Origin of the sequence: Roseixanthobacter psychrophilus (assembly GCF_043195195.1) — a bacterium.
Taxonomy (GTDB): domain Bacteria; phylum Pseudomonadota; class Alphaproteobacteria; order Rhizobiales; family Xanthobacteraceae; genus NCEH01.
Window position 1 is genome coordinate 16,375 of sequence record NZ_JBAFWT010000035.1, and the last position, 23,008, is coordinate 39,382.

Annotated in this window: 19 protein-coding genes; 6 read left to right on the plus strand and 13 right to left on the minus strand. The window is 63.2% G+C overall.

Annotation, left to right across the window (positions count from 1 at the left end; all coding sequences use genetic code 11):
• Nucleotides 1–77 precede the first annotated feature (77 nt).
• Together V5F77_RS22620 and V5F77_RS22625 are read right to left on the minus strand one after the other, a co-directional pair.
• Entirely contained in the window at nucleotides 78–1,289 is a 1,212-nt protein-coding gene (locus V5F77_RS22620) for a CaiB/BaiF CoA transferase family protein (RefSeq protein WP_429007609.1), read from the minus strand.
• Between the two features lie 2 nt (nucleotides 1,290–1,291).
• On the minus strand, nucleotides 1,292–2,059 hold the full coding sequence (locus V5F77_RS22625; RefSeq protein ID WP_429007610.1) for an enoyl-CoA hydratase/isomerase family protein: 768 nt from the start codon (nucleotides 2,057–2,059) through the stop codon (nucleotides 1,292–1,294).
• Between the two features lie 252 nt (nucleotides 2,060–2,311).
• Between V5F77_RS22625 and V5F77_RS22630 the strand changes: the two genes are divergently transcribed.
• Nucleotides 2,312–3,373 (plus strand): AraC family transcriptional regulator, encoded by a 1,062-nt coding sequence (locus tag V5F77_RS22630; protein ID WP_429007611.1) that lies wholly within the window; start codon nucleotides 2,312–2,314, stop codon nucleotides 3,371–3,373.
• 286 nt (nucleotides 3,374–3,659) lie between these two features.
• Here the strand turns inward: V5F77_RS22630 and fahA are convergent, their stop codons facing one another.
• From fahA to V5F77_RS22650, 4 genes are read right to left on the minus strand one after another with little or no spacing between them, the layout of a single operon-like run.
• Nucleotides 3,660–5,015, minus strand: coding sequence for a fumarylacetoacetase (gene fahA, locus V5F77_RS22635; protein ID WP_429007612.1), 1,356 nt, complete (start codon nucleotides 5,013–5,015; stop codon nucleotides 3,660–3,662).
• A gap of 59 nt (nucleotides 5,016–5,074) precedes the next feature.
• The gene (locus V5F77_RS22640; RefSeq protein WP_429007613.1) at nucleotides 5,075–5,668 is read right to left on the minus strand and encodes a DUF302 domain-containing protein; all 594 of its coding nucleotides are present in this window, start codon (nucleotides 5,666–5,668) and stop codon (nucleotides 5,075–5,077) included.
• Nucleotides 5,669–5,713: 45 nt separating this feature from the next.
• Entirely contained in the window at nucleotides 5,714–7,441 is a 1,728-nt protein-coding gene (actP, locus tag V5F77_RS22645; RefSeq protein WP_429007614.1) for a cation/acetate symporter ActP, read from the minus strand.
• Complete coding sequence (locus tag V5F77_RS22650; RefSeq protein ID WP_429007615.1) at nucleotides 7,438–7,755, minus strand: DUF485 domain-containing protein; 318 nt, start codon at nucleotides 7,753–7,755, stop codon at nucleotides 7,438–7,440. The genes actP and V5F77_RS22650 overlap by 4 nt, the downstream gene beginning before the upstream one ends.
• Nucleotides 7,756–8,027: 272 nt before the next feature.
• On the opposite strand from V5F77_RS22650, the gene V5F77_RS22655 reads away from it, so the two are divergent.
• Nucleotides 8,028–8,696, plus strand: a complete 669-nt coding sequence (locus V5F77_RS22655; protein ID WP_429007616.1) for a GntR family transcriptional regulator — start codon at nucleotides 8,028–8,030, stop codon at nucleotides 8,694–8,696.
• Nucleotides 8,697–8,938: 242 nt separating this feature from the next.
• Here V5F77_RS22655 and V5F77_RS22660 read toward each other — a convergent pair whose 3' ends face one another.
• The 3 genes from V5F77_RS22660 to V5F77_RS22670 are packed head-to-tail and all read right to left on the minus strand — an operon-like array spanning nucleotide 8,939 to nucleotide 14,987.
• Nucleotides 8,939–10,531, minus strand: a complete 1,593-nt coding sequence (locus V5F77_RS22660; RefSeq protein WP_429007617.1) for an efflux transporter outer membrane subunit — start codon at nucleotides 10,529–10,531, stop codon at nucleotides 8,939–8,941.
• A 46-nt stretch (nucleotides 10,532–10,577) separates the two neighbouring features.
• Nucleotides 10,578–13,736, minus strand: a complete 3,159-nt coding sequence (locus V5F77_RS22665; RefSeq protein WP_429007618.1) for an efflux RND transporter permease subunit — start codon at nucleotides 13,734–13,736, stop codon at nucleotides 10,578–10,580.
• Nucleotides 13,737–13,745: 9 nt separating this feature from the next.
• A complete protein-coding gene (locus V5F77_RS22670; protein WP_429007619.1) occupies nucleotides 13,746–14,987 on the minus strand; it encodes an efflux RND transporter periplasmic adaptor subunit in 1,242 nt (413 codons plus the stop codon).
• Nucleotides 14,988–15,095: 108 nt separating this feature from the next.
• Here V5F77_RS22670 and V5F77_RS22675 point away from each other — a divergent pair, with 108 nt between their 5' ends.
• A complete protein-coding gene (locus tag V5F77_RS22675; protein ID WP_429007620.1) occupies nucleotides 15,096–15,773 on the plus strand; it encodes a TetR/AcrR family transcriptional regulator in 678 nt (225 codons plus the stop codon).
• 175 nt (nucleotides 15,774–15,948) lie between these two features.
• Here V5F77_RS22675 and V5F77_RS22680 read toward each other — a convergent pair whose 3' ends face one another.
• The 3 genes from V5F77_RS22680 to V5F77_RS22690 all read right to left on the minus strand — a co-directional run bounded on the left by V5F77_RS22680 (nucleotide 15,949) and on the right by V5F77_RS22690 (nucleotide 18,474).
• Nucleotides 15,949–16,626, minus strand: coding sequence for an isochorismatase family protein (locus tag V5F77_RS22680; protein ID WP_429007621.1), 678 nt, complete (start codon nucleotides 16,624–16,626; stop codon nucleotides 15,949–15,951).
• A 169-nt stretch (nucleotides 16,627–16,795) separates the two neighbouring features.
• Nucleotides 16,796–17,437, minus strand: a complete 642-nt coding sequence (locus tag V5F77_RS22685) for a pyridoxamine 5'-phosphate oxidase family protein (protein WP_429007622.1) — start codon at nucleotides 17,435–17,437, stop codon at nucleotides 16,796–16,798.
• Nucleotides 17,438–17,493: 56 nt separating this feature from the next.
• Nucleotides 17,494–18,474: an MBL fold metallo-hydrolase gene (locus V5F77_RS22690; protein ID WP_429007623.1), complete on the minus strand. Its 981-nt coding sequence runs from the start codon at nucleotides 18,472–18,474 to the stop codon at nucleotides 17,494–17,496.
• Between the two features lie 141 nt (nucleotides 18,475–18,615).
• Between V5F77_RS22690 and V5F77_RS22695 the strand changes: the two genes are divergently transcribed.
• Both V5F77_RS22695 and V5F77_RS22700 read left to right on the plus strand, forming a co-directional pair.
• Nucleotides 18,616–19,530, plus strand: a complete 915-nt coding sequence (locus V5F77_RS22695; protein WP_429007624.1) for a LysR family transcriptional regulator — start codon at nucleotides 18,616–18,618, stop codon at nucleotides 19,528–19,530.
• 808 nt (nucleotides 19,531–20,338) lie between these two features.
• Nucleotides 20,339–20,983 (plus strand): hypothetical protein, encoded by a 645-nt coding sequence (locus V5F77_RS22700; protein WP_429007625.1) that lies wholly within the window; start codon nucleotides 20,339–20,341, stop codon nucleotides 20,981–20,983.
• A gap of 65 nt (nucleotides 20,984–21,048) precedes the next feature.
• On the opposite strand, the gene V5F77_RS22705 is transcribed toward V5F77_RS22700, so the two are convergent.
• Nucleotides 21,049–21,309, minus strand: a complete 261-nt coding sequence (locus V5F77_RS22705) for a helix-turn-helix domain-containing protein (RefSeq protein ID WP_429007626.1) — start codon at nucleotides 21,307–21,309, stop codon at nucleotides 21,049–21,051.
• Between the two features lie 107 nt (nucleotides 21,310–21,416).
• Between V5F77_RS22705 and V5F77_RS22710 the strand changes: the two genes are divergently transcribed.
• The gene (locus V5F77_RS22710) at nucleotides 21,417–22,982 is read left to right on the plus strand and encodes a hypothetical protein (RefSeq protein WP_429007627.1); all 1,566 of its coding nucleotides are present in this window, start codon (nucleotides 21,417–21,419) and stop codon (nucleotides 22,980–22,982) included.
• Nucleotides 22,983–23,008: the final 26 nt, after the last annotated feature.

Here is a 23,008-nt window from a genome sequence, read left to right on the forward strand (position 1 = left end):
CACTTCTACCGCAGGCCACAATCCCGGGTGGCCGAAACGGACCTCGCGGGGTTTTTCCGCGGGCCGAGACGCTCGGGCTAGCGTCGACTGAGAAGGATGCCGCGCTCCTGCATGTCGCGAATCCGATCGTCGGGAACATGTAGCTTTTGCAGGATTTCCTCATTGTGCTCGCCCTGGAAGGCAGGCACGCCGGGAACCGGCAGTTCCGATTGGCTAAAAATCCAGGGATTGCCCGGCATGCGCAGCGTTCCGCCGCCTCGGTCATCGACCTGCACGATCGCATTCCACTCGCGCACCCAATCAGAGTCCGCGAACTCATTGATCGTTCGCACGCGGCCAACAGCAAGGCCCGCCTCGCTGACTTGTGCCTGCAATTGTTCGAGATTCTCGAACGTCGCCAGCCAGGCGCGAACTTCGGCCAGCAAGGACGGCAGGTTTTCTCGACGCAGTTTGGCCGTGGCATAGCGCGGGTCGGCCAGAAGATCGCTCCGCCGCATCATCGCGCAATAGCGCGTGAACATCGGCGAATAGATCGGACTTGCGGCGATCGTCAGCCGCGTGCCGTCAGCCATTTCGAAGATATGGGACTCGTTGGCTGACAACGCGATCGGCTCCCCGTCGGTGTCCAATTCCGACAGCATCGCTCCGGCACGCTCGTTCACCGAAAGCATCGTCGCAGCCATCGAAACGTCGACATGCTGGCCCTCGCCGGTGCGATTGCGGTGCTGCAGGGAGGCGAGCACGGCGATCACGCCCTGCAACCCTGTATAGACGTCCGCGTGACTGCAGGAATCGCCCTTCGGCTCCGAGAGCGCTTCGCCGAAATGATCCTGGACGATTGCGGTCAGGCCAGTTTCAGCCTGGACCGTAGGAGCGAAGGCGGGACGGTTCTTCCAGGACGTGGACTGCCCATACCCGCTGAGGGACACGTAGATCACGCGCGGATTGAACGCTCGCACATCCGCATAGCCGAATCCGAACCGAGCGAGCGTACCGGGACGGAAATTCTCGACGATGACATCGGCATTGAGGCACAGTTCCCTGACGATTTCGCGCGCCTCCGCATAGTTCAGGTCGAGACTAAGATTCTTCTTTCCAGCATTTTGCTGCACGTAATAGAGGCCGATGCCGTTGACATAAGGCAGCCCCACACGCCCCAGGTCGCCCGCCGGGGGTTCGATCTTCGTTATATCGGCGCCGAGATCACGGAGGGCTTTGGTGCAGTGCGGGCCTGCCAAGACGCGGGTGAAATCGACCACGCGCAATCCTTCAAGCGGAGCAGTGGACATGATCAATCTCCCTGAAAGACCGCAGTCGCGGGACCCGTCGCAAAGAAGGCGTCAGCACCGCGCTGCCGATCCTTGGCCGTCCAGATCATGTCGTTGATTTCGACCTGGCGCGCGTCGGCAGCAGCAATCCCGCCGCGTGCCTCCAGGTTGGCCTGCATCTTGATGCCCTTGATGACCTGGGTCGGTCCAGCGGCGAGCTGCCGCGCCCAGGTCATGGATGCCGAAGCCAGCTCGGACTCCGGAACGACCAGATTCACGATCCCCCAGCGCTCGAACGCTTCCGGCGTGTGGCGCCGTCCGAGCATCGCGATTTCCTTCGCGCGCGCTATGCCGGCCCGCTGCGAGAGCCGCTGCGTGCCGCCGAGCAAGGGCAGGAGACCAACCGCGACCTCGACCTGACCGAAGAATGCGGTGTCCGCAGCAATGATCATGTCACAGGTCAATGCGAGCTCGAGACCGCCGCCCAGGACCCCGCCGTTGACGGCAGCGACGGTCGGCACCGGCACATCTTCCAGCTCCCTCAGCATGGCCTCCAGCTTCGCCTGGTTGGTGTGAATTTTCGTGGTGGTCCCCCACGACTGCATCTCGGCACCGGCGCAGAAGTGCCGCATCGCGCTTCGCAGCAGGATCGCGCGACAGCCGTCCGCGACCACCGCATGGTAGGCCGTGACCATGTCGTCGATCAGTTGGTCGTCGATGAGATTGTGCGGCGGTTTCGCCAGCGTGACCACGCCGACCTTGCCGTCGATTTCGTGCGTGACGGTTGTCATCCTTATCCCTCGGTTCAATCGAATGCGGCCGACGGCCCATAACCGGGGGCATGTCTCACCGATCGATCTGCGTTCCCTCGCGTCGCCGGATTTTGCTGGGCATCCGGCTGTTTTTTACGCATCGAATGGTGCGCCGCATGGCGGAAAGATGACAACGTCTAGCTCTGCCAATTATGATGTCAAAAGCTGCCAAAATGAACGAGAGCGGCCCTTTAGGGGCGTCAAACTGTGTCAGTGCGTTCGGGAGGATCCATGAAGCCGCTTAAGATCGTGACGCCGATCTCTGGAGATCCTGATGCGCCGACGCAGAACTTGCTGGGTCTCGGTGCTCTGGCAGCGGAACTCGGCGCCGAGGGGATTTCGGTCCAGGACCTGTTTGCGCGGACGGGCGTTGAAGCTGCCCAGCTCGAAGATGCGCATGCCCGCATCTCACACCGACAGCGATTGGCCATCTATCGGAACGCAAAGCGGCTCGCAAAGCGACCGGATATCGGCCTGCTGGCAGGGGCCCGGCAACGGATCAGCGACTATGGTATCTACGGTTACGCGATGGTCTCCAGCCTGACCTTCGGCGATGCACTCATGTTCTCGCTCGATCATGTCACCATGGCCGGGCCCGCCGTTCGGCAGATCAGCTTTCGCATTGAAGGAGGCAAAACGGCCATCCTGCGTAGCCATGGCCTCGACACGCTGGGCGATGTCTTGCCCTTCGCTGCGGAGTTCTGGCGGAGTTCCATGTCCGCGCTGTTCAGCCGTGTCCTCGAGTCTCACTTTCCCAGCAAGCGGATGCTCTTCCCGTTCCCCGCGCCGGCGCATTGGCGCAACTACGAACGCTTGTTCAATTGCCCCATAGACTTTGATGCCGACCGCATGGAATGGCACTTTGATGCCAAAGTCCTTGATCAGCCGTGTCCGAACGCGAATCCAATTACCGCGAAAATCTGCCAGCAGGTTTGCAATGTCGTGATGACCGAGGGGCCGGGTGAATCCGAATTCGTTCGCAGGATCCGCGCTACCTGTCTCAACAGTCCCAGCCGGTTTCCTGCTGCGGCGGAGATTGCATCCGAGCTAGGGCTTTCCGTGCGCACCTTTCACCGCAGGCTTGCCGACGACGCACTATCCTACCAAACCATCGTCGATGGGATGCGCCGGTCGCTTGCGATAGAGCTCCTGGAAAACACGCATATGGGCATGGACCAGGTTGCGGAACGTGTGGGCTTTGCGGACGCGACCAGCTTTCGAAAAGCGTTCAGGAAGTGGACCGGCCACTCGCCCTCCGATTACCGTCATCTGGAGCGCAGTCCGCGTAGCTAGAGCACGTTCCAATCAGATTGCATCCCCAATCTGATCGGTAAAACGTTCCCGTCTCTGAGTTAGAGATGGGTTCATCGCTCGCATCGTTTCAACCTCAGCGGCTCTGGCGCTAGAATGCGATGGATAGAACCACCTTTGCCAGTACATATGCGCTCACGGTCAGTGAGAGCCCTATCAGAAGGGTCATCAGCTGCCCATAGCGCACGTCATCCCAATCGAGATCAGGTGAAGCAAGATAGGCGTATGCGAGAAACGATGGGCATTCCATTGCGGCCTCCCAAGTCTGTCAGGCAATCTTCTTGTTGATGCCGGCGACGCTGGCGGCCTCGATTAATCCAACGCACGATCCAAAGCCGATGGTGACATAGCCTTCCCGACTGCAGGTCCCGCGAAAGGTGATTTCATCATCGTCTTCCAGGAAGCCGCGACGCTCGCCATTCGGAAGCACAACCGGTTTGGACCCTGCGGTCGTGAGCTCCAGCATGCTGCTGAGCTCTTCGGGGCTTGGCCCCGAAATGGTGCCCGTGCCGATGAGATCACCGGGCTGCAGGTTACAGCCATTGATCGTGTGATGAGCCACCATCTGCGCGGGAGTCCAGTAGAGATACTTCGCATTCGACGTCAGGATCTCGACCGCGGGCTGCTTCATGCTGCGCATCTGTGCAGTCGACAGAAGCACCTGGAGATGGACATCAAGCCCCCCATCGGCCTGGTCCGTGGCATCGAGCAAGTAATCGAGCGGGCGAGGATCGCCCTCGGGGCGGGCCAGAGCGGGCGCCCGGAAGGGAGCCAGGGCGTCGGCCATGACCACCCAGGGCGATACGAACGTTGCAAAGCTTTTGCTCAGGAACGGCCCGAGCGGATACATCTCCCAACGCTGTAGGTCGCGCGCCGACCAGTCGTTCAGCAGCGAAAAGCCGGCGATCTCCTGGGACGCTTCGCTGATCGGGATTGGCTTGCCGAGGCGATTGCCGCCCGCTAGATAGAACCCCATCTCAAGCTCGAAATCCAATCGCTCGCACGGGCCAAAGCTGGGAGCCGTACCGGGCGTCATTGGTGGGCGCTGCCCAAACGGCCGCCGCACTGCGGCCTGACCAACCCGCACGGACGACGCCCGGCCATGATAGGCGATGGGCACCCATTTGTAGTTATCAGGAAGCGGATTTTCAGGCGTCAGCAACGCGCCTGCCGCGCGTGCATGATAGATGCCGGCGTAGAAATCCGTGTAGTTCGAGACCCTGGTTGGAAGATGAAATGTGCACGCTTCTGCTGGAGTCAACAACTCCGCAGCGTGGCTCGCAATATCGTTGCCGGCACTGCCTTGATCGAGCATGTCGGCAACGATGAGACGGAGGTCACGCAAGGTGGCCCGGCCCAACGAGAAGAGTACGTTGAGCGAGCCGTCCTGCAACGCGTCCAGCGTTGGTCGGGCGATGCGTTCGTTTCGTCCGCTGGCTCTCTTCAGGTCAAAAACCCGGTCGCCGATCGCCACGCCAATTCTCGGACGAGGATCGGCTACCGTGCTGAATACCCCGAAGGGCAAGTTCTGGATCGGAAAATCCGTTCCCGGGCGGTTCGCGGATTCGACAAAGCTGCGACGTGCCGGATCGTGGGTTTCGTCGAGAGTGTTGGACAGCGTCATGGTCGCTCCGATCACAGGATGTTGGCGGTGCGCGAAACCGGTTCGCGCGTCGAGGTCGCCTACATGCTTACTTTCTTCAGGAAGGTGAGAAGCCGCTGATCGAGCGATTGCGCCATCGCGTCGATTTCCGGATTCTTGAACTGGCCGAACATCGAGCTGGGCTTGTCGTATTCCATGGTCGTGCCGCCTTGGTCATTGGCGTAGACAACAACCCGGAGCGGTGCATAGAGGCCGGCTGCTGGATTTACATTGGTCATTTCGACAGCCGACAACACGTTGCCAATATAATAGGCGGTGAGGGGCCGGCGCTCTCCTTTCAACGCGAGCAGGTCGCCGTGCAGTGCGATGTAATGGATCGCAAGTCCATCCTCGCCGGCAATTCGCTTCAGCGCCGCGCGCAAACCTTCGATATCGTTATTCGAAAGCAATACGCGGACGCTTTGATCCAGCCGGCCGAGCTTCTCGATCCCGGCCTTGACCTCCGGGTAGGGCTTCGATGTCTTGATGACGATATGTTCGACCGGCAGCGGCGCCGATGTGATTTCAATATTCTGCGTAGCCGCTGCGGTGAAAGAGCCGATCATCGGAACAATTGCCATGGCCAGAAGTCCGCCCAGAATTGGCCCCCGGAGTCGCGAAATGGCGTGTGTCATGGATCTCTCCCTTTAAAGTTTCTGGTTGCGTTGGATTTTTGGGCTTTACGCCGTCTTCACGGTTGCGAAAGCTCCGCTTTCCGCCGGCCGAGCCGCTCCGATTGGCTCCTCGGCTGGCCGAACGATGCCGATCTCCGACTGGACCAGCTGAGCGTCGAATGCCTCGCGTTCGTGAGCCCCCCGCGCGCTCCGGTCGGTCACCGAGAACAGCCAGGTGACAAGGAAGGCGAGCGGCATCGAGAACAAGGCGGGATTTTCGTATGGGAAGACCGGCGCCTGGAAGTGGAACGCGGCCACCCAGACAGTCTTGCTGAGCACGACCAGGATGACGGAAGCAAAAAGGCCGACCAATCCCCCTGCGACGGCACCGCGGGTCGTGGTGCCCCGCCAAAAAATCACCATCGCAAGGACCGGGAAGTTGCAGCTTGCGGCCACCGAAAGAGCAAGACCCGCCATGAATGCGACGTTCTGCTTTTCGAAGGCGTATGCGAGCAGGACTGCAATGATGCCGATCACGAGTGCGGCGATTTTGGAGACCCAAACCTCACGCGTGTCCGACGCGCGGCCTCGGGCTATCACCTGACCGTAGATGTCGTGGCTGACGGCGGATGCGCCGGCGAGCGTCAATCCGGCGACCACCGCGAGGATGGTCGCGAAAGCGACGGCGGAAATGAACCCGAGCAGGATCGGGCCGCCCATGGCATGAGCCAGATGGATCGAGGCCATATTCGGGCCGCCGATCAGGTCGGTGATCTTGTTGAACTGCCCGGACGCGCCCACGTTGAAATAGCTTGGGTCCGCCATCAGGATCGCCACGGCGCCAAACCCCAACATGGGAATGACCAGACAGAAATAGGCGATGCAGGTTGTCGCATAGAACACGGACTTCCGTGCCGCCGCAGCGTCCTTCACGGTGAAGAAGCGCATCAGGATGTGCGGCAGGCCCGCCGTTCCGAACACCAGCGCCATGCCGGGCGAAATGGCGGAGATGGGCTCGGCAAAGAGACCACCCGGCGCGAGAATAGCGGCTCCCTTCGGATGGATCGCACTGGCAGCGGTGAATAATTGGCCGAAGCTGAAATTGAAGTGCCAAAGAACGGCAAGCCCCATCAGCGTGCCACCGCACAACAGCAACACAGCCTTGGTGATCTGCACCCAAGTCGTCGCCTGCATGCCGCCGACGGTCACATAAAGGATCATCAGGATGCCGACGCCGACCACGGCGAAGAGATAATTGACGCCAAACAGCAGCTCGATGACTTTTCCAGCCCCGATCATCTGCGCGACAAGGTAAAACAGCACGACGACGAGGCTCCCCGTCGCGGCCACCAGCCGGACAGGTGTCCGGTCGAGGCGGAATGCGACAGCATCGGCAAACGTATAGCTTCCGAGATTGCGCATACGCTCCGACATCAGGAACAGCACGATGGGCCAGCCGGTGAGGAAGCCGAGCGCATAGAGAAGACCATCAAATCCGCTGGCATAGACGAGTGCGGAAATCCCTAGGAATGCGGCGGCCGACAAGAAGTCTCCGGCAATCGCGAGACCATTCTGCAGCGGTGTGATCGCATGACCGGCTGTGTAAAATTCTGCTTTAGATTTCGTTTTTCCCGCCGAGCGGTAGGTGATGATGAGCGTGACAACCACGATCACCATGAACATGCCGATGGCGATCCAATCGGGCCCATGAGCAGCTGGTGCCGTCGCCGTTTGCGCAAATGCTGCGAACGGGAACGAGGTGGCGCAAATCGCCAATAGATATCGAAGGATCATTGGCCGAACTCCCGGTTCAAGGTACGGGCGAGTTCGTCGAAGCGGGCATTGGAGCGTTGGACATAGATTCCGGTCAGCATGACGACCAGCGCGATCATGGCCAGGGCGAGATACAGGCCGAGCGGTATAGCGCTCCCCGCGACGTTCGCGCTGAGTGCGGTCTTGGCGCCCAAAATCAGCGCGATGAATCCGAAGAACATGACCAAGGTCACAATCGAGAGACCCCAGCGCAGCCTGGCGCGCGCCGACGTGAGTTCTCGAAACGTCGGATTGGCGAGAATCTCCCGCGTCCGATTGGACGTTGATTGTTGCATTCGTTCCTCCCTTTGAGGGCTCGTTCGGCTCCCTGGATTTCGGTCACAGCCTGCCGGAAACGCGTCATTTTCTCCGAGGAACCCCGCCTGACTTCGGTGAGGTCCGTGAAAAGATGAGAGAAATGGCGCCTGCCTGCCTGCGTTCGGAATCCGTTGCGGCGCTCCTCGTGTCGCCTTGAAAACAAGCTTACCCAACGCCGTCATATATTCAACGAAAAAAAGATATTTTTCAGATTGATTGATTTTAACCGCTTCTGGTGCAAATTAGAGGGATGACGGATTCACCCAGCCGCACCGTTTCGGCCTACCGGCACATCCGGTCGGATATTCTTGCGGGCCGGCTCGAGCCCGATCGCAAGCTTCGCATTCAAGAGCTGGCTGGAAGCCTCGGCGTAAGCCCGAGTGTTGTGCGGGAAGCGCTTTCTCGGCTTTCTGCGGAATCCCTTGTCGTCGCAGAGCCGCAACGGGGTTTCCGCGTTGCCCCCATCAATGCCGAAGACGTCAAGGACCTGACCGCGGTCCGGATCGACATTGAGCTCAAATGCCTGAGGCGCGCGATGAGCGAGGGTGATGTGAGTTGGGAAGCAGCGATCGTTGCAGCAAACCACGCACTGAACCGAACGCTCTACAATACGGATGACATGAGCGATGAGTGGACTTCGGCTCATGCGAAATTCCACTATGCGTTGGTTGCCGCATGCGACAGCGCTTGGCTTCTGCGTATCCGCGAACAACTGTTCCTGCAGGGCGAGCGGTATCGCCGCATAAACATCCGGATGTCTTCGGACGACCGCGACCTGAGCGGCGAGCACACGAAACTGGCCGAAGCTGTCTTGAGCCGCGATATGGAGCTCGCAAGCGAACGAATGACCGAGCATCTGCGCCTGACGGAAACGCTTACGTTGCAGTCCTTGCAATCACAGGAATCCGCAGTCGCTTGACCGAAAGCGGACCCCCAAGATCATCTCGGCTCAGGGCTCAGTGATTGGCCGATCGGGCTCAACAGGGCGCTCGTCGATGCCGTGCTTCCCGTGCTCCCCCGCTCAACGAGCGCGGTATCGTCCTGGCTCGCCGGGGGGATGATATCGGCGGCCAGGGCATAGTTGCGGTCGTTGCATTTTCAGACCGGGCTCGATGCTGCGGTGCCAGCCACGGTCGCGACGCTGGAAGAGCCTTCGCGCCATCAGTGCGCGAAAGCCTCGCTGAGGCCCTGGTTCTCCGGGTCGCGTGGCTTCAGCCCGGCACGGTCGAGCGAGACCAGCCGCGGCGCCATCTGCGTGTCCACCACCGCCGGCGTGCGGTCGTCCACCGTGCCGGTCCACCCACCGCCCAGCGCCTTGTTGAGCGCGACATAGTCGGTGGCAATGGCGACCCGGCTGGAGAGCAGCGTGTCGTCGGCGGAATAGGCCGAGCGTTCCGCGTCCAGCACGTCGAGGAAGCTCGACGAGCCGCTCTGGTAGAGGATGCGGGCGAGCGAGGCCGCCTGCCGGTATGAGGCGGCGGCGGAATTGAGGCTGCGATACTTGATGCGCTCCTGCTGCAGGGCGACGCTGGCATTCTCCACATCCTGCAACGCGCTGAGCACGGCGGCACGATAGCTGAGGAAATACTCGTCGCGCTGCGCCTGCGCGTAATCCACCGCAGCCTTGAGCTGACCGGCATTGAAGATCGGTATGCTCACGCTCGGGCCGAAGCTCCAGCTGATGGTCGAGCTCTTGGCGAGATCCCCGACCTTGGTGGCCGAGGTCGTGACTTCGCCGGCCAGACTGACATCCGGATAGAGCGCCGCCTCGGCCTGGCCGATCTTCGCTGTGTATTGCGCATATTGGCGCTCGGCGAGCCGAACATCGGGGCGCGAGCGCAACACATTGGCCGGTATGCCGCGTGGAATCGCCCGGACCGGCGCGGGGATCGGGGCGCTGCGCTTCATCGTTTCGTTCAGGGCGCTTGGCGGCTGGCCGAGCAGGATGGCGAGCTGGTGGACGGTCTGCTGGTAGTTCGATTCCAGGGCAGGGACGTTGGCCTCGGTGCTCGCCGCCTGGCCCTCCGCATTGGCGACGTCGACGGCGGAGGTGGAGCCGACCTGCAGCTTGGTGCGGGTCAGCGCGGCGGTCTCTCGCTGCGAGGCGGCGGTGCGGCGGGCCAGCGCGGCGCGGGCCTGATAGCCGCGCGCCTCGACATAATAGGTCGCCACGTCGCCGATGAGGGTGAGCAGCGTATTGCGCAGCGTCTCCTCGGCGGCGTCGAGCCCATAGGTTGCCGCCTCCGCCCCACGGCGGTTCTCGCCAAACAGGTCGAGTTCCCAGCTCGCATTGGTCCCGAGGGAGTAAGAATCGAACGCGCCGGCCACCGTCACGTCGCCGGAATCGGAGATGTTGCTGGCATTGTCGGCGCGGGTATAGCTGCCACTGCCGGTGACCGAGGGGGCCAGCGCGCCGATGGCCTGCTGCCGCGTGGCGCGGGCTTGGCGCACCCGCGCCTTGGCGGTCGCGACGTCGAGATTGTTGGCCACCGCCTCGTCCATCAGCCGGTTCAGTGTTTTATCGCCCAGCCGTTCCCACCAGCGGGCGAGTTGCGGGGGGCGGTTGTCCGGTTCCTCGCCGGTGACCGTCACCGCCGGGGACGCCGTTCCCCATTTGGCCGGCAGTTGCAGCCCGGGCGCGCTGTAGTCGGGTCCCACCGCGCAGCCTCCCAGCAGCCCGGCGATGAAGACCACACTTGCAAGGCGCGTGGGCGCAGCGTGGAAGGGGCTGCGGTTCACGGGCGGGATCGGCATCGATTCACCTGACGGGCGGGAGTAGGGCGCGGCGGGAAGGCAGGGATCAGGGCGATGGAGCATCGGGTGTCTCCCCAGCCGGATGCGTGGGCACGGCCTCGCCCGCCGTTGGCACCGTGCCGGGGAAGATGCGGCGGACGGTCACGAAGAGCAGCGGCACGAAGAACACGCCGAGCACGGTGGCAGCGATCATGCCGCCCATGACGCCGATGCCGATGGCGTTCTGCGCCCCCGAGCCGGGCCCGCTGGCGATGGCGAGCGGCGTCACGCCGAGGATGAAGGCGAAGGAGGTCATCAGGATTGGGCGCAGGCGCTGGCGTGCCGCGTCCAGCGTCGCCTCGACGAGGCCAGCTCCATGGGCCTGCCGCTCAATGGCGAATTCGACGATGAGGATCGCGTTCTTCGCGGCGAGACCGATGGTGGTGAGGAGGCCGACCTTGAAATAGACGTCGTTGGTCTGGCCGAAGAGATGGGCGCCGAGCAGCGCACCGAAGATGCCGATCGGCACCGAGAGCAGCACGGCGAACGGGATCGACCAGCTCTCATAGAGGGCGGCGAGGCAGAGGAAGATGACGAGCACGGAGATGGCGTAGAGCGCCGTCGCCTGGTTCGAGGAGAGCCGCTCCTGATGCGACAGGCCGGTCCATTCATGGCCGAAGCCGGGCGGCAGCTTTGCCACGATCTCGTCTATCGCGTCCATGGCCACGCCGGAGGATACGCCGGACGCCGCCTGCCCGCCGATCTCCACCGCCGAGGCGCCGTTGAACCGTTCCAGCCGAGGGGACCCATAGGTCCAGCGGGTTGAGGCGAAGGAGGCGAAGGGCACCATGGCCCCGTCGGAATTGCGCACCTCCCATTTGGCGAGGTCTTCCGGTTGCATGCGGAAAGCCGCCGCCGACTGGAGATAGACCTTCTTCACCCGACCGCGATCGAGGAAGTCGTTGACATAGGCGCTGCCCCAGGCGGTGGAGAGCGTGTCATTGATGTTGGCGAGGGAGACGCCGAGCGCGCTCGCCTTCTCCTGATCGATGTCCACGACGAATTGCGGTTCGTCCTCTAGCCCGTTGGGACGGGTGGCGGTCAGGCGCTGGTCCTGCCCCGCCATGCCGAGCACCTGGTTGCGCGCGGCCATCAGCTTGTCATGCCCGGCACCGGTGATGTCCTGCAGGTAGAAGCTGAAGCCGCCGGAATTGCCCATGCCCTGGATGGCCGGGGGCGTGAGGGTGAAGACCATGGCGTCGCGCATCCGCAGCGCGCCCATCGCCCGGCCGGCGACCGCGCTGGCGGCGACCGCGGGGGTCTTGCGCTCACCGAAGGCCTTGAGGCGTACGAAGGCGATACCCAGATTCTGTCCCTGCCCACTGAAGCCGAAGCCGTTGACGGTGAAGACCCCTTCCACCGCGTCCTTCTCGTCCTCAAGGAAATGTTTGCGGACCTTGTCGAGGACCTGCTCCGTGCGGTCGGAGGTGGCACCGGCAGGCAGTTGAACCATGGTGATGAGGATGCCTTGGTCCTCCTCCGGCAAGAAGGAGCTGGGCAATCGCGCGAACATCCAGCCCATGCCGACGGCAATGGCGAGGAAGACCCCGAGGAAGCGCCACGACCGCGCCAGCATCCCGGCGGTCCCGGTGCGGTAGGCCCGGGTGGTGCGGTCGAAATTGCGGTTGAACCAGCCGAAGAAGCCGCGGCTCTTGGCGTGCTCCTTCGGTGGCTTAAGAAGGGTCGCGCACAGGGCCGGCGTGAGGATCAGCGCGACCAACACCGACAGCACCATGGCCGAGACGATGGTCACGGAGAATTGGCGATAGATCACGCCGACCGAGCCGCCGAAGAAGGCCATGGGCACGAACACGGCGGAGAGCACGGTGGCGATGCCGATGAGCGCGCCGGTGATCTCGCCCATCGATTTGCGGGTCGCCTCCTTCGGCGAGAGGCCTTCCTCCTCCATCACGCGCTCGACGTTCTCGACCACGACGATGGCGTCGTCGACCAGGAGGCCGATGGCGAGCACCATGGCGAACATGGTCAGCGTGTTGATGGAATAGCCGAACAGCGCCAGCACGCCGAAGGTGCCGAGCAGCACGACAGGCACGGCGAGCGAGGGGATCAGCGTCGCGCGGATGTTCTGCAGGAAGACGAACATCACCACGAAGACGAGGACGATGGCTTCCAGGAGCGTCCGCACCACTTCCTCGATGGAGAGCACGACGAAGGGCGTTGTATCGTAGGGGTAGACGACCTCGACGCCTTCCGGGAGGGTCGGCTTCATTCGCTCGATGGCGGCCTTGACCTTGTCCGCCGTGTCGATGGCGTTGGCGCCGGTCCCGAGATTGACGGCGAGGCCTGCCGCCGGCTTGCCGTCATAGCGTGAGGACGTCGTGTAGGTCTCCGCGCCGAGTTCCACCGTTGCGACATCGTTGATGCGCACCAGCGAGCCGTCCGTCGTGCTCTTGAGGATGATGTTGCGGAACTGCTCGGGCGTCTGCAGGCGGGAGCGCGCCGTGACCGTGGCATTGAGCTGTTGGCCCGGCCGCGCCGGAAGACCGCCGAGCTGGCCGGCGGAGACCTGCGTGTTCTGCGCCTCGATGGCGCTCGCCACATCGTTCGGCATGAGCTGGTACTTGGAGAGCTTCTCCGGATCGAGCCAGACACGCATGGCATAGGACGAGCCGAACAGCGTGGTCGAGCCGACGCCCTCGATGCGCCGCAGCGTGTCGTTGAGTGTTGAATCCACATAGTCCGAAACGTCGGTCGAGGACATGCGGCCATCGCTTGAGACAAAGCCGATCACCATCAGGAAGCCGTCGGAAGCCTTGTCGACGGAGATGCCGTTGGTCTGCACCACGCTCGGCAGCTGCGAGGTGACGAGCTGCAGCTTGTTCTGCACCTGCATCTGCGCGATGTCGGGATCGGCCACATTGGTGAAGGTGAGCGTGATCGACGCCTGGCCGGTCGAGGTCGAGGTGGCCGACATGTAGTCGAGATTGTCGATGCCGGTCATGCCCTGCTCGATAATCTTGGTCACCGAGTTCTCCACCGTCTGGGCATCGGCGCCGGGATAGGAGGCGGTGACGCTGACCGTGGTCGGTGCGATCTGCGGGTACTGCGCAATGGGTAGGGTACGCAGCGCCAGCACGCCGCCGAGCATGATGAGCAGCGCGATAACCCAGGCGAAGACCGGGCGCTCGATGAAGAAACGGGACATGGACGCGCCTCAGTTCGCCGTGGGAGTCGAACTGGCGGCGGAATCGGCCGGCGCCGAGCTCTGCTGGCCGCGCTCGCGCACCTCGCCCGTCGTGTCGTCCACCACCACGTCAACCGGGGTGACGTCCTGACCCGGGCGGGCAAACTGGCTGCCCTCGACGATGATGCGGTCACCATCCCGGATGCCGGTGTCGACCAGCCAGCTATTGCCGACGCTGCGCGAGACCGCGAGCACGCGCTGCTCGACCTTGTTGTCGGCGTTGACGACGAGCGCCACCGGCTCGCCCTTGGTGTTGCGCGTCACGCCGCGCTGGGGAACGAGAAAGCTGTCGGGGGCCACGCCCTCCTCAATGAGGGCGCGCACATACATGCCGGGCAGCAGCAGGCGCTCGGGATTGGGAAACTGCGCCCGCACGCCATAGGTGCCGGTGGTCTGGTCGACATAGGACGAGGTGAATTCCAACGTGCCGGGATGGGCATAGGTCTCGCCGTTATCGAGCCTGAGCCGCACCTGCACCATGTCGCCGGAGATCTTGATGCGCCCGTCGCGGATCGCTTGCCGCAGGTTGAGCAGGTTGGTGCTCGACTGGGTGACGTCGACATTGATCGGGTCAAGCGTGCGGATGGTGGTGAGCACCGTGTCCTGGCTGGCGGTGACGAGGGCACCGGGGGTAAGCGAGGACTTGTCGATCCGCCCGGCGATCGGCGCGGTGATGCGGGTATAGTCGAGATTGATGTGGGCGGTCTCCACATCCGCGTTGGCGGCAGCGACGCCAGCCTTGGCCTGCGCAAGCGAGGCGACGGCGTCGTCGTAGTCCTGCTTGCTCACCGCGTTCTGCTTGATAAGCCCTTCATAGCGCTCGACCTTGGACCGAGCGCTCGGCACCGCGGCCTCGGCCTTCTGAAGGGCTGCGACGGCGCTATCGTAGGCCGCCTGATAGCTCGCCGGATTGATCTGGTAGAGCGCGTCGCCCGCCTTGACCTCAGAGCCTTCCTCGAACAGCCGGGCCTTGATGATCCCGCCGACCTGCGGACGCACTTCTGCGACCAATGAGGCGGTGGTACGGCCCGGCATCTCGGCGGTGATGGCCACCGATTGCGGGTGCGCCGTCACCACACCAACCTGCGGACGGCCCTGCGCTCCTGAGCCCTGCGGTGCTGCAGCCTCACGCCCGTCGCATCCGGCCAGCGCGAGAAGCGCGACCAAAGTGGCGGGAAGGAGCGCCAAACGCTCCGGGCGATATGACGCCACAGTGAAATCCCTATTTATAGTACCCATAAGTATCTATATTATCCGCCTCGCTGTTCTGTCAATTCTGGCGGTCGGCGGGAAACATTTCTGCTGGGAGGGACGGTTTTCGTGTCACAGACTTCGATCGACGCGCGGGCGCCGCTGCGCCGTTCACGGGGGCGGCCTAAGACGGTCCTCGATGCAACACGCCGAAAGGAAATCGTGGCGCAGGCGCTGCAGATTTTCCGGGAACTCGGCTATGCGCGACTGACGACCGATGCCGTGGCTGCCCGTTGTCGAATATCCAAGCAGACGCTCTACCGGTTGTTTCCCAGCAAGACCGATCTCATCGCGGCGATCATCGAGACCCACCGCGAGAGCATGATCGCCTTGCCCCGCGATGATGATCATCTCTCTCTTGCGGAGGCCCTGGACCGCATATTTTTCAACGACATCGGTGATGATGCCGATCGGGAGCGCTTTGCTTTCCTGCAGTTTCTTTTTGTCGAGGCGGCAGTGAACCCCGAACTCGATGCGATCTCCGAAAAATACGGGCGCCATGTCACGTTAAGTTTGGTCAGCGAATGGATCGCCCGTCAGTGCGCGCTTGGCCGCATTGAGGTGCCGGATGTGCAGGATGCAGCTCGCATGTTGATGGACATGGTGGTCGGCTCGGTCGCGTCCGCCCGCCGGGGGGCCATGGAGTGGCCCGGCAGTGAGCGGCGCCGCGACTATGTGCGCGAGTGCATCAGGGTGTTCCTAGGCGGAGTGGCAACGCGGCCGGAACCTGTCCGCGGCTTGGGGTAGAGAAGTTGCCCGTTGGCTCGGGGTCTCAGCCCTGCGGGAGCAAGGCCTGGGCGGGCATGAGACCAAGCCGCCCGGGCCGATTTCACAAGACTTCAGCCAATGAACGGCCGCTACGCCTTCCCATCGCCAAGTCGAGCAAACGGGCGGCCGCGCCGGGCGTGCTCTGCCTGATCGGCTACCCCGCCGGTGCGGCCGCTTCCTTGGCTCGCTGATAACTCTCGATAACGGCGGCATAATTCGGCGCGACCAGTCCATAGAGTTGGGCGAGATGTGCCGCTTCCGGACGCGCCCAGGTTCGGTGGAGTTCCGACAATAGCGCATTGGCTGAGGTCGGTTTTACGCCGCCTTGCACGAAGCGGGCGAGAGACGTGCGGGACACCATTTCACTGGGATCCCCCGACGCATCGATCACCGCATAGACGTCGTATCCCGCCGCGCGGGCGTCGAGCGCGGGAAACATCACACAAACGCTGGTCCAGACACCGGCCATGACGAGCGTCTTGCGTCCCGTGGCCTCGACGTGAGCCACGAAATCGTCATTGTCCCAGGCGTTCACCTCTCCCTTGCGCGCGACGTAGACAGCGTGTGGGGCGAGGTGATGGATCTCCGGCATAAGTGGTCCATTGGTGCCGGCGGGTTCCGAAGCGGTCGTGATCACCGGGATGTTCAGGAGCGTGCATAGTCTAGCAATCATCTCCACATTGCGGCGAAGGTCGGCAACCGGGATATCCTTGACCGTCTGGAACAGCCCGGACTGATGATCGAGCAGAAGGACCAGCGTATCGGACGGGTCCATGAGTGCTGCGCCCCCACCTGTCGGGAGCACGCTCGATTTTTCGGACGACGATGCCATCGCTGTTCTCCCGTGCCATTGTTGCGTTAGCTGGATTGGATGAAAATGAGATTCAGCACGGAAGCGTGCCCCACTTAAGAAGCGCCCCCGACCTAAAGCGCCGTCTAGACCATTCAACTGAGATGATTATTTGACTGTTCAACGGGCCTCGACCGTCGACGTTCGGCGCTTAGTCGCGAGCATGCACTTCGCGCCGCAGGCGCTCATTCTCCAGGCGTAGGACCGCTATTTCCTCGCGCACGGGTTCGAGCACGGCCTCCAGCTCGGCCTCGGTGAAGCGCGGCGTGATGTGCTGCGGGCAGTTCCAGTCGAATGCCTCCACCGTGATCAAGACGAGGCGCTCGATGCGCCCTGGATAGGCCGGCACCGCCAGCCGCTCTCTCAGGCTCGGATCCTCCCCGGCATCGCTGACGCGCATGCGGCCGAAGATCTTCAGGCGCTGTCGATGCGCGTAATCCATCATGAACAGCGACACCCGGTCATTCGCCTGGACATTGCCGGTCGTGATGTACTGCCGGTTGCCGCGGAAATCCGCAAAGCCCAACGTCTGATCATCCATGACCTTTAGGAAACCGGCCGGCCCGCCGCGGAACTGGACATAGGGCCAGCCGGTCTCGGAGACGCTCGCGAGATAGAAGCCATCGCGCGCGGCGATGAACTCCTGCTCGGCGAAACCTAGCCGTTGGTGGCGGGCGGGCTCATCGGGATCTGCGGGGCCCTCCGCGCGCGCCCACTGGCCCACGCTGCCATAGTGCTCGCGCGCGGCCTTGACCGAAGGCGTCGAGGCGATCTCAAGATATCTGTGACGCATGATGCCCGCTTCGCTCCGTCGGGGTCGGCATGGCGGTCATCGCCGCCACCGGCGGTTCAGGTCTGCAACGCCCAATCGGCTACCTGCCAGCGCAACTGCCCTCGGTCGGAGACCACCCGGCCAAGCCCTGGGAAGGGCATATGCGTCGCGGCGATCAGCGCGCCTTCCGATGCGGCGAGCGGAAAAAAGCGCTCCCGCATCGCCTGTGCCGCCGCGCGGTCCTGCTCGAACAGGAAGCCCACATCGGTCGCGCCCGGATGCACCACCGGGAAGACCATGTCGGACACCATGATGAGGCTCTGCCCCGCATCCGCGATCCGCACCCCGATATGGCCGGGCGTGTGGCCGGTCAGGTCGACGATGGAGATGCCGCGCGCAATCTCGCGTTGGCCGTCGATCGCCTGCAGCCGCGGATAGAGGCGCACGACTTCCGCCGACATTTGGAAGCTGGGCTGGAGATAATCGGGGGCACCGGAGCGTTTGGCGGGATCGGTCCAATGAACGACATCGCGCCGGTCGATGTACAGATCGGCATTGGGATAGTTGGCCTGCCCGCCGACGATCAGACCGCCCATGTGGTCTTGATGCATGTGGGTCACGATCACCGCGTCGATCTGGTCGCGCCGCAGGCCGGCTGCGGCAAGCGCCTGCGGCAGCGCGCCCGTCTGCCCGATCGAGCCGGCCGGCCCGGTATCGAGCAGGATTTTGCGGTCACCATCCTCGATCAGATATTGGTTGAACACGAAGCGGACGCCGCTCAGCCGCGCAACGAATTGCGCCGTCGCCGCCTGTTCAACCTGGGCGGCCGTGCGGCCCGGAAAATAGGTGTAGGGCATATCCGCATAGCCATCCGTGAGCGCGGTCACGGTGAAGCGGCCGATTTTGATCTGCGCCAGGGGCGTCACGCGGGCCGTCGCAGGGGCCTCCTTGGGAGCCGCCGCCTCGCTGCGGGCCGGGGTGATGAGCGGCAGGAGGCCGCCGCCGATAAGGCCGAGCGGAAGGCCACGCGCAAAGGCGCGGCGGGACAGGTGAGGCATAATTTCCACCGTCTGATATGAATGCGACGGGGCACCGATCCTCCTGACCGGCCCTTCCATCTGACCCAACGGTAGAACATCCATCCCTGACACAGTATTCTGCGGTTTCGGGAGCTATCCTCTCAAATTACGGAAGGCCTGATGGACCGGTTTGAGGCAATGTCGGTGCTGCTGGCCGTTGTCGAGGCGGGCAGTCTTTCGGGCGGTGCACGGCGCCTGCGCGCGCCCCTCGCCACCGTCAGCCGCAAGGTGGCCGAGCTCGAGCAGCATCTGGGCACGCGGCTGATGGTCCGCACCAGCCGCCGGCTCGCTCTGACGGACGCTGGACGCGCCTTTGTCGCCGCCTCCCGGCGAATCCTTGGACAATTGGAGGAGGCTGAGCGAGAGGCGGCCGGCGAATACAGTTCCCTGCGCGGCGCGCTGCATGTCACGGCGCCGGTCGCTTTCGGGGAGCGTCATCTGTTACCCATCGCGCTGGGCTTCCTGGCGGAACAGCCTGAGATCAACCTGCGGCTCATGCTCGCGGACCAGCAGATCAGCCTGACCAACGAGCACATCGATGTTGCCTTGCGCATCGGGCATTTGGCGGACAGCGCGCTAATTGCGACGCGGGTGGGCACCGTCCGCCGGGTCATCTGCGCCAGCCCCGCCTACCTCGCCAAACGTGGCGTGCCGCGCCTGCCAGAGGATCTGGCGCAGCATGACGGTATCAGCTTCCAAGGCTTCGCCACCGCCCCGGAATGGCGCTATCGGAGGGACAGTGCGGCGTTTGCCGTCGAGCCACACCCAAAGCTGGCCGTTAACACGACGGAGGCGGCCATCCAGGCCGCCCTTGCCGATCTCGGAATCATCCGCGTTCTGTCCTATCAGGTGGCGGATGAGTTAAGGTCAGGCCAATTGCAGGTCCTCCTGCCGGATTTCGCCCCCGAGCCACTACCGGTCAGCCTCATTTATCCCGAGGCTGAACTGCTGCCCCTGAAAGTCAGGTGTTTCCTGGACTGGACCGTGCCGCGTCTGCGGGCCCGGATGGCCGGACTCCATGCTGAGGGGCTGTAACGGCAAAGGACACAATGGTGACAGAGGGTAAGGTCTGCTGATCTGCCCGGGAGCCGAAACGAACTTCGGACCGGACATTGCGCCGTGTTCCGTTGGCGTCCCGCCCTTCGCGCTCGAAGCACGAGCTCGGCGAGCGAGATCTCCACGAGATGCGACGGCAGGCGAAGAGCCGCCATAACCCCTTGAAACGGGCTCAAGCTATTGATTTTAAATGATTTTGAAGCTCTGTTAGACGCTCTAAAAGGAGCGAATGGTGCAGGGGCGGAATCGAGGTAGAGGATTAAGCCTATGATTTATAACAGAAAATGTAGGTAGAAAATTTTTCATGCCTACAGACATGCCTACATTTTTCGCGGCTGCAACTTCGTTAGTTCGGTCCGCAAAAAGCGGAATCCCACTGCATTTCACCGCGTATCTTTGAGAGCCATAGCAGCCTCGCGCACGCGAGGCCAAGCGATATTGAGCGCCGGGCCGCATTCGGCCGAATCCGATCGTCTGCGAATCGCAGTTCTGCTTAAAACCGAGGATCGGTGTCCAAAGCCGCTTGGATTCTGAATATCGGCCATGCCTGCCGCAAACCACATAGATGACCCGAGCTTTGAAACTCCGGACGGGCAAGCGGGGTAAATATAGGCTCAGGTTCTATAACCAAATATTCGATCCGAACTGACGCCAAAGCCTCCCTCGGCACGAGTTGCTTGACAAATAGACGGTATCATGATACAATGCAAAGGCGGAGACTGCCGCCAGCCTCACGAAAGATCACATCATGACTGTCAAATCTCAGGCCGCTTCCCCCGGCATTCTCGTGCTCTTCAATGCCACGCCGTCCCAGGCCGCAAAGTTCGAAGGCGAGGCCGCTGAAAAGGCACGCGCCGCTGCCGAGGGCCTCGGCCACCGCTGCGTGACGCTGAACCCGGCGAAGGACGCGAAGCTCATCGCCAGCCTGGCGCGCGGCGCCTTCGACAAGGAGGGCGTTCCCCTGCTCGGAGCCGTCACGCCGCGCATGGTCAGTGAGCTCTCGGCCGTGGCCGATAGCGCGGCCAAAATAGCGCCTGTCGTGCAGCTGATTCCGAAGGCCGCTGAGGCCAAGGCGGCTGCGAAGGCGGCAACGCCAGCGCCGGCCGTCGAAACGGCCGCTGAGACGGCCTCGGACGCTAAGCACAAGCCTGTCTCTGCCGTGGCCATCGCATCGCAGAACATGCTCGACGGCGGCAATCTCGGTGTCGTCAGTGAAGAGGTCGCCGTGGGGCTCTGGCCCGAGATTGCCAGCGGGCATCTGGTGCTGGCGGCGGATTATGAAGGGGGTGAGTTCAACGGCTGGTGGCCGGCCGAGGTCATCAACCGCGACGCAACCCGGGCCACGCTCAAATGGCACGGCTTCGACGATCTGCCGGTGATCACGCGGCCCATCAGCCAGCTCGCTTTGATGCACCCCGACTGCAAGGCGTGAGCGGGAAGCTGGGAGGCCGTGCGGCCTCCCAGCACCATTTCCCAGAAGCGGAACAGGCAAAGTTTCTAAGGTCGCTTACGGCCACCCTTCAGTGGCGCGGGAGGGGCCGCGCCTGCTGGAGGCTTCTGTAACAGCTCAGCAACGGGAACCCCGAGTACATCCGCAAGTCTATCAAGAAGATCTATGGTGGGATTTTCCGTCTGGCGCTCGATGCCGCCAACATAGGCACGATCAATACCGGAATCAGCTGCGAGTCTTTCTTGCGAGACTCCGCGAGCCACGCGCAACGCGCGGACATTCCAAGCCAAGATAGCGCGCCCTTTCATGCGCTCGAAAGCAGCAGTCAGATGGCCATTAAAACACTGGCTATTGCCATCATGTATGAATATCTTCGTCGCGAAATACCTCCACGCCTCAGAAAGGAACCCCTTAGATGGCCTCCCCCAGGCTGATCAGGACGCTTGCGCTGTGCGGCAGCCTCGGCCTGCTCGCCAGTCCCGCGTTCGCCCGATCCGAGTACGGCTACAAGGACCGCATCTTCGAGCAGAAGTACGTCCTGCCGGAAAAGCTCAGCGACGATGAGCTTGTAATGCTCCGCCTACTATTCATGACAATCGGCACCACCGTCGCGCAGATTGAGGCGTTCTTCGGTCAGGAACTGGCTCAGGCCATGGGCGGCTTGTGCGACACGGTCGTGATTCTGAAGACGGCGGTCTCCGCGCCGCCCCTCTCACCGGCGCAGGACATCATCGCAAAAGCCGCCCAATCTTCGCCGGCACCGACATCGAAGCCACAGCGATCTGGATTGTCCGCCGACGAGCTCTGCCTCGGCCAGAGCGTTCTGTTCAAGTTCGCCTATGCCGACAGCCTGTCCACCGATCGGCAATTGAGTGATCTGGCGGCCGCGACCCGCAGGCGCTTTGCGGCGAACTGGATGTCGCTGGCCGAGCTGCAACGGACGGACATGCAGACCGCCGCCCGCAGGCTCTCCGACATCCGGTCGCGCGTGGCGCGCCTCGCCGCTGTCGGCGTCGTCGTTTCCGCCGCCGATGGGGGCGCCATGCAGGACACCCCCGTCAAGGAGACCCTGAAGCAGCTTTTAGGTGACGAGCCCTACACCACCATCGATCGCCGCCTGACCGAGATCGAAGAGGAGGCGGTACGCTCCCTTGAGGAGCGCGAGGCAACGCGCAAGCAGCAGGACGCGCAACGCCAGGAGGTGGCCCGCCTTCAGGAGCAGACCCGCCGCCAGGATGAGGCGCGTCGTCAGGAGGAAGGCCGTGCGATCCGCGATGCGGAGGCGCGCGAGACACAGGCGAGGACGCAAGCCGCGGTCGCCGCCAGTGCATTGGACACTGCTCAGGCGCGTGTCGCACGGGCGCGCCAGGCCGTGCAGGCGGCCGAGCGGCGCTTGCAGGAGCGGTCCGCCGCACTCCAGGCCGATCAGGCGCGCCGTATGCAGAACCTGGCCATGGGCATGGCGCGGGGGCCATATGGCATGGCGCAGGCGTTCCAGGGTCTGGCGGGCGGCGGCGGTCCCGATCCCCTGGATGGATTGCGGCGCGAGCGAGCAAGGGCGCAACGCGAGCTTGATCAGGCCTTGGCGGCGTTCGCCGCGCTGCGTTCAGCCCAGAAGACGGCATCTGCGCCGCAGGCCGTATCTGCCGCACAGCCGGGCGAGGAGCGCTGCGTCGAGGGCGGCCGCTGCACCATCGTCGAGCGCACGGTCTTCTGCCGCACCCCGCAACAGCTCACCACTTTGCTCTCGGAACGGCCGGGACCGGCGCGGCGGCGCGTGCGCGACGTTCTCACAGACGCCGGCGAATGCGCCGTGCTCGATGTCGGCGAAGCGCTCTCATGGACCGGGCCGAGCCTTGCCATCCAGCCGAAGGGCGAGGCGGCGGCAACGCTGCTGCCCGCCCAACTCGCCGATGGGCGCACCGGCTTCGTGCTCAGCGGCGGCGTGGGGATGACAGCGCCAGCCACGGCGCAGCGCTGAGCCCTCCACCCTCGATCTCAATTCCA